This is a genomic window from Micromonospora sp. 15K316 (genome assembly GCF_004348525.1).
GTDB lineage: Bacteria > Actinomycetota > Actinomycetes > Mycobacteriales > Micromonosporaceae > Micromonospora.
Window position 1 is genome coordinate 21,728 of record NZ_SMKG01000062.1, and the last position, 6,892, is coordinate 28,619.

Annotated in this window: 4 protein-coding genes; 3 read left to right on the forward strand and 1 reads right to left on the reverse strand. The window is 74.8% G+C overall.

Annotation, left to right across the window (positions count from 1 at the left end; translation table 11 throughout):
• The first annotated feature begins 3 nt into the window (after positions 1-3).
• The 3 genes from E1211_RS14770 (at position 4) to purE (ending at position 3,894) form a co-directional block, all read left to right on the forward strand.
• Positions 4-2,046 (forward strand): thioredoxin domain-containing protein, encoded by a 2,043-nt coding sequence (locus E1211_RS14770; protein WP_132349386.1) that lies wholly within the window; start codon positions 4-6, stop codon positions 2,044-2,046.
• 131 nt (positions 2,047-2,177) lie between these two features.
• Positions 2,178-3,353 (forward strand): 5-(carboxyamino)imidazole ribonucleotide synthase, encoded by a 1,176-nt coding sequence (locus tag E1211_RS14775; protein WP_132349388.1) that lies wholly within the window; start codon positions 2,178-2,180, stop codon positions 3,351-3,353.
• Between the two features lie 40 nt (positions 3,354-3,393).
• Entirely contained in the window at positions 3,394-3,894 is a 501-nt protein-coding gene (gene purE, locus E1211_RS14780) for a 5-(carboxyamino)imidazole ribonucleotide mutase (RefSeq protein ID WP_132349390.1), read from the forward strand.
• 164 nt (positions 3,895-4,058) lie between these two features.
• On the opposite strand, the gene E1211_RS14785 is transcribed toward purE, so the two are convergent.
• Positions 4,059-6,892, reverse strand: a 2,834-nt coding sequence (locus E1211_RS14785) for an SCO7613 C-terminal domain-containing membrane protein (protein ID WP_371686157.1), incomplete at its 5' end; no start/stop codon positions are given.

Sequence of the window (6,892 nt, forward strand, 5' to 3'; positions counted from 1 at the left end):
CAGGTGAATCGACTCGCCGACGCCACGAGCCCGTACCTGCTCCAGCACGCCGACAACCCGGTCGACTGGTGGCCCTGGTGCGAGGAGGCGTTCGCCGAGGCGCGCCGACGCGACGTGCCCGTGATCATCTCGGTCGGCTACGCCGCCTGCCACTGGTGCCACGTGATGGCGCACGAGTCGTTCGAGGACGAGTCCGTCGCCGCCGTCATGAACGCCGACTTCGTCTCCATCAAGGTGGACCGGGAGGAACGCCCGGACGTCGACGCGGTCTACATGACCGCCACGCAGGCCATGACCGGGCAGGGCGGCTGGCCGATGACCGTCTTCGCCACGCCCGACGGCACCCCGTTCTTCTGCGGCACCTACTTCCCGAAGCCGAACTTCCTCCGCCTGCTCCAGTCGGTCGCCGCCGCCTGGCGCGACCAGCGTGAGGAGGTGGTGCGCCAGGGCGCCGCGGTGGTCGAGGCGATCGGCGGCGCGCAGGCCGTGGGCGGACCCACCGCGCCCCTGGAGGCCGATCTGCTCGACGCGGCGGCGGCGCAGCTCGCCGAGGAGTACGACGAGACGCACGGCGGCTTCGGCGGCGCGCCGAAGTTCCCGCCGCACATGAACCTGCTCTTCCTGCTCCGGCACCACCAGCGCACCGGCTCGGCGCGGAGTCTGGAGATCGTCCGGCACACCTGCGAGGCGATGGCCCGGGGCGGCATCTACGACCAGCTGGCCGGTGGATTCGCCCGCTACTCGGTGGACGCGCACTGGACCGTGCCGCACTTCGAGAAGATGCTCTACGACAACGCGCTGCTGCTGCGGGCGTACACCCAGCTCTGGCGGTTGACCGGAGACCGGCTGGCCCGGCGGGTGGCCCGGGACGTCGCCCGGTTCCTCGCCGACGAGCTGCACCGGCCCGGGGAGGGCTTCGCCTCGGCGCTCGACGCGGACACCCGGGGCGTCGAGGGCCTCACCTACGTCTGGACGCCGGACCAGCTCGTCGAGGCGCTGGGGGAGGAGGACGGCCGCTGGGCCGCCGACCTGTTCGGCGTCACCGAGTCCGGGACCTTCGAACACGGCACCAGCGTGCTGAAGCTGGCCCGGGACGTGGACGACGCCGACCCGGAGATCCGCGCCCGCTGGCGGGGCGTCGTCGGCCGGCTGCTGGCGGCACGGGACACCCGCCCCCAGCCGGCTCGGGACGACAAGGTGGTGGCGTCCTGGAACGGGCTCGCGGTCACCGCGATCGCGGAGTTCCAGCAGGTAGCCAGGATCTACGCGAACCCGGATGACGAGGACGCCAACCTGATGGAGGGCGTCGTCATCGTGACCGACGGCGCGATGCGCGACACCGCCGAGCACCTGGCGTCCGCGCACCTGGTGGACGGGCGGCTGCGCCGCGTCTCCCGCAACGGTGCCGTCGGTGAGCCGGCCGGCGTCCTGGAGGACTACGGCTGCGTCGCCGAGGCGTTCTGCGCGATGCACCAGCTCACCGGTGAGGGGCGTTGGCTGGAGCTGGCCGGGCAGCTGCTCGACGTGGCGCTGGAGCGGTTCGCGGCCCCCGGCGGCGGCTTCTACGACACCGCGGACGATGCCGAGCGGCTGGTCACCCGGCCGGCCGATCCCACCGACAACGCCACCCCGTCGGGGCGCTCGGCGATCGTCGCGGCGCTGGTGGCGTACTCGGCGCTGACCGGGGAGCCGCGGTACCGGGAGGCGGCGGAGGCCGCCCTCGCCACCGTCGCGCCGATCGTCGCCCGGCACGCCCGCTTCACCGGGTACGCGGCGGCGGTCGGCGAGGCGCTCGTCTCCGGGCCGTACGAGATCGCCGTGGTCACCGACCAGCCGGCCGACGAGCCGCTGCTCTCGGCCGCGCACCGGCACGCGCCCCCCGGGGCGGTGATCGTGGCGGGTCGCAGCGACCAGCCCGGGGTGCCGCTGCTCGCCGGGCGGCCCATGGTCGGTGGGCGGCCGACCGCGTACGCCTGCCGGGGTTTCGTCTGCGATCGTCCGGTCAACGACGTCGACGACCTGGTGGCGCAGCTGGGCCGGCGCTGAGCGACGCGGGCCCGCCCGGAGTACCGGGTGCTACCAGAATCCGGCGGGCGCCGGCTCGTCGCGCCGACCGAACGTGCGATTCGCCATCCGGGGACGGCGCTGACCAGCCGCCCGGATAGGCTTGCGCCGCTATGGATTCCCGTACCGGTCTGCCTGTTGTCGGCATGGTGGGTGGTGGCCAGCTGGCCCGGATGACCCACCAGGCCGCGATCGCCCTCGGCCAGTCGCTGCACGTCCTCGCCCTGGCGCCGGACGACGGCGCCGCGCTGGTCGCCGCCGACGTGCAGTACGGCGATCACACCGACCTCGCGGCGCTGCGCACCTTCGCGAAGGGGTGCGACGTGGTCACCTTCGACCACGAGCACGTGCCGAACGAGCACATCCGCACCCTCGCGGCGGAGGGCGTGACCCTTTACCCGCCGGCCGGCGCGCTGCGGTACGCCCAGGACAAGCGGGCGATGCGGGAGCGCCTCACGGAGCTGGGCGCGCCGGTGCCCGCCTGGCGGCCGATCGGCGAGCCGGACGAGCTGGTCTCCTTCGGGGCCGAGGTGGGCTGGCCGGTGGTGCTGAAGGCGGCACGCGGCGGGTACGACGGTCGGGGCGTCTGGATGGTGGACGACGCGGCGCAGGCCGCCGAGCTGGCCGCCACGCTGCTCGCCGGTGGCACCGAGTTGATCGTCGAGGAGCGGGTGCCGCTGCGCCGGGAGCTGGCCGTCCAGGTGGCTCGCTCGCCGTTCGGGCAGGTCGCCGCGTACCCGGTCGTGGAGACCGTGCAGGTCGACGGCATCTGTGTGGAGGTGCTGGCCCCGGCGCCGGACCTGCCGGAGGACGTGGCGCTCGCCGCCCAGCAGCTCGCCATCGACCTGGCCACCTCGCTCGGCGTGGTGGGCCTGCTCGCGGTCGAGCTCTTCGAGGTGACCGACGCCGCCGGGCAGCCCGGCATCGTCGTCAACGAGCTGGCCATGCGGCCGCACAACTCCGGGCACTGGACCATCGAGGGCGCGCGGACGTCGCAGTTCGAGCAGCACCTGCGTGCGGTGCTCGACTACCCGATGGGGGACACCTCGCTCGCCGCGCCGGTGGTGGTGATGGCGAACGTGCTCGGCGGTGAGCCCGGCGGGATGTCCATCGACGAGCGGCTGCATCACCTCTTCGCCGCCGAGCCGGGCGCGAAGGTGCACCTCTACGGCAAGCAGGTCCGTCCGGGCCGCAAGATCGGCCACGTCACGGTGCTCGGTGACGACCTGGACGACGTGCGGGCGCGGGCGGTGCGTGCGGCGCGCTGGCTGCGCGAGGGGCACGAGTGAGCGGAACGGCTTCCGCACCGTCGACGAGAGGCAGTAGAGCGTGACCGCCGTCGGTTTGATCATGGGCAGTGACTCGGACTGGCCGACCATGAAGGCCGCCGCCGAGGTCCTCGACGAGTTCGGGGTCTCCTACGAGGTCGGTGTGGTCTCCGCTCACCGCACCCCGGTGAAGATGATCGAGTACGGCCGCGCCGCCGCCGCGCGGGGCCTCCAGGTGATCATCGCGGGGGCCGGCGGAGCCGCCGCCCTGCCCGGCATGGTCGCCTCGGTGACCCCGCTGCCGGTGATCGGTGTTCCGGTGCCGCTCAAGCACCTGGACGGCATGGACTCGCTGCTCTCCATCGTCCAGATGCCGGCGGGCATCCCGGTCGCCACGGTTTCGATCGGCAACGCCCGCAACGCCGGCCTGCTCGCGGTTCGCATCCTCGGCGCGACCGACCTCGAACTGCGCGCCCGGATGGCCTCCTTCCAGGAGAACCTCGAGCAGATGATCAATGAGAAGGACGCGAAGCTGCAGGCCAGCGTCAACTCCCTCGGCTGACCCGCCGGGCCGGTACCCGCGGCCCCGCCTGGACCTGCCGGGGCCGAACCGCGCCCCAACGCAGCGGGCACACTTCGCCCGGTCGCGGACGCTGCCGGGTACGACGTCCCACGATCGCCGGCACGCTTGGGCCACGAACGACGGCGCTGCGGTGACCCTCCGACTCATCGCATGCCGCGCAGCGCGGTCTGCAGGCGCTCCTGGGCGCGGCGGCGGCGCTCGTTGCTCGCCCCGAGGACCAGCAGGAGGATCCCGACCGGGATCAGCGCCAGCCACGGCCCGAAGGCGAAGAGCGCGTGGATCGCCGTGATCGCGGTGACCGTGGCGCCGACGATCACGGGTGCCTGCTGCCGGCTGGACGAGCCGAAGACGAGCACCGCGACCGCGCCGAGCAGCAGCAGCACCTGCCGGAGCGTGGTCGAGCCGGTGGCCAGCACGATCGCGAGGCTCGGCACGAACGCGGCGACCAGCGCCGGACCGTACGCCACCCAGCTGCTGAGATCGGGGCGGTGTCGCAGCTCCAGCACTCCCACGAGCAGGGCCAGCGCCGCGAACGGCAGCGTGTACGCCTCGGGCAGCGCCACGTCCGCGACCCGCATGAGGATCCACCAGGCGGTGATCTCGCAGACCACCACCGCCCAGAACAGGATCCGCCGCTCCATCGGCCGCCGGTTGGGTCGAGTCGCCGCCACACCGAGCACCGCGCCCCAGGCGGCCAGCAGCGCGGCGATGTGCCGGGGTGAGTCGAACGCCAGCGCCAGCGCGATCAGCGCGGCCGCGTGGGCGCTCCACTCCACCGTGGCCGCCTCGCGTTGCGCCTCCGGACGGCGCAGCCGGGGCAGCATGGCGGCGAAGACCTGCAACGCGGCACCGACCGCGAGCACCCCGAAGGCCGACCAGACCGCGGCCAGCCCGGCGACGAGGCTCGCCGTCAGCACGAAGAGCTGCGCCATCAGCGAGGCGAAGAGCCAGCCGAGGATCCGGGCCCGCTGCGTGCTGCCGAAGAGCGCCGCCACCGTACCGACGCCGACCGCTCCACCGAGGGTGAAGAGGGTCAGCTCCCGGGTGGCCAGGCTGCCGGCGAGCCCCGCGCCGCCGGCCGCCAGACCGATCACGAAGACCAGCACCCGGGCCAGGCGGAGGGACCGGGCCGGCTCCACCAGCGGCGGAGGTGGGGTCAGGGCGAGTCCGAGCATCGAGATGGTGAAGACGGAGAGGGCGGCGAGCACACTCGCCGGCCAGCCGCCGCCCAGCGCCGTGGGCGCGATGAGCAGCGTGACCGCCGCGCCCGGCAGCACCACCGGCACCGCCCGGGTACGCCGTCCGCCGCTGAAGCCGGTGGCCGCGAGCGTCGCCGTCGCGGTCAGCAGGAGCGCGGTGAGCACGTGCGTGGGGTCCACCGCCCCGGGTGGTGGGGTGAGCAGCTCCGGCGGCGGGCCCTGCCAGATGCGGGTCAGCGTGCGGTGCGGCTCGACCAGCGCCACCGCCAGGGCCTCGGCGATGGAGGCGAGCGCCAGCGCGGTGGGCAGCACGGCCGCGGCCAGCGCCCCGGCGGCCGGACTGACCCGCCAGCGGCGCTGCTCCGGACTGTCGAACCGGCGCAGCGCCCCGTCCAGCAGCACCGACCACCGTCGTACCGGCTGCGCCGAGCCGGCCGGCGGGACGGTGGCCGCGCGAACCAACTCGGCCAGTACGCCGAGCAACGCCGCCGCGGCCGCGTAGACGCCGACCGCGAGACCGGTGGGGAACGCGGCCAGGGCGCTGATCGTCGCGCCGCCGACCACGGCGACGCTGGCCCAGGGCAGGTACTGCGGAATGCGGCGGCGGGCCGCCGCCACGGCCGCGAGCCCGAGGCTGGAGGCGGCGAGCGCCGCCGTCAGCACCACCTGCGCCGAGTGGCCGAACTCGGCGGCCAGGGCCGCGAGCGCGCCGGGCAGGGCGAGCAACGCGGCACCCGCGCCGGCTCCGCCGATCTGCGCCAGGTGGGTCGGCATGCCCTCGGTCTCGATGTCCTCCACAAGCGTCGCGGCGAGGTTGCGGGCCAGCACGGCCACCACGACGCCGATCAACGCGATGCTGCCCAGCGCCAGCGCGGTCGTCCACGGCCGGACCAGGCCCGCGCCGGCGGCGTGCAGGGCCACCACCCCGGCGACCGTCGCCCGGGAGAGCGCGGCTCGCGGCTCGAAGGACGCCGTGGCGGCCATCCCGAAGACGGCCGCGACCATGCCGCCCACCAGGACCGGTGACCACCACGGCAGCGCGAACGCGGCCGGCGCGCCGATGGTGGCCAGCACCACGGCGGCGCCGGCGACGTCGAACCGCCACGGTCGGGGCAGGAGGACGGCGGCCGCCACGGCGAGCAGCCCCAGGGCGATCGGCGCCTGCCAGGTGGAGCCGCCGGTGGGTGCGGCCGGCCAGCCGGAGAGGTCACCGTTCCAGATCGGGCCGGGGGTGGCGAGCACACCGACCCCGCCGCGCAGCGCGATCCAGCCGGCGGCCAGACCGATCAGCAGGCCGCCCACCGCGATGCCGAGGATCGGTCCGCGCCGCCACTCCTCGGGCATCGCCCGGGCCGCCACGGCCACCACGAGCACCAGCGCGGCGGTGACCGCGAGCTGCCCGCCGGGAGCGAGCACGGCCGCGATCCGGACCAACGTGGCGATCAGGGCGGCGGTCACCGCGGCGGCGGCGAGGTCCGACCCGTCCAGGTTGCGGTCCGCGCGGCGGCCCGCGTCGATCGACGGGGCCAGGAAGAGCAGCACCGCCGCGACCAGCAGCAGGGCGCCGACCCAGGCGTCGGCGACGGTGGCTCCGGGAGCGCCGAACGCGGCCGCGGTCACCACGAGCGCGCCGAGCCCGGTGCCGACCGCCAGCGGCGCCGGGATGTGCCGCTGCGAGACCTGGACGATCGCCGAGTAGCCGAGAGTCACGCAGACCGCCAGGAAGGCCGCCGCGAGCACCGGGACGGTCGCCTCACGCAGGCTCGCCGGGGTGGGGG

Bases quoted from the DNA above. Each gene is read 5' to 3' on its own strand.
- E1211_RS14775 (WP_132349388.1), top strand. From the start codon at position 2,178: ATGGATTCCCGTACCGGTCTGCCTGTTGTCGGCATGGTGGGTGGTGGC.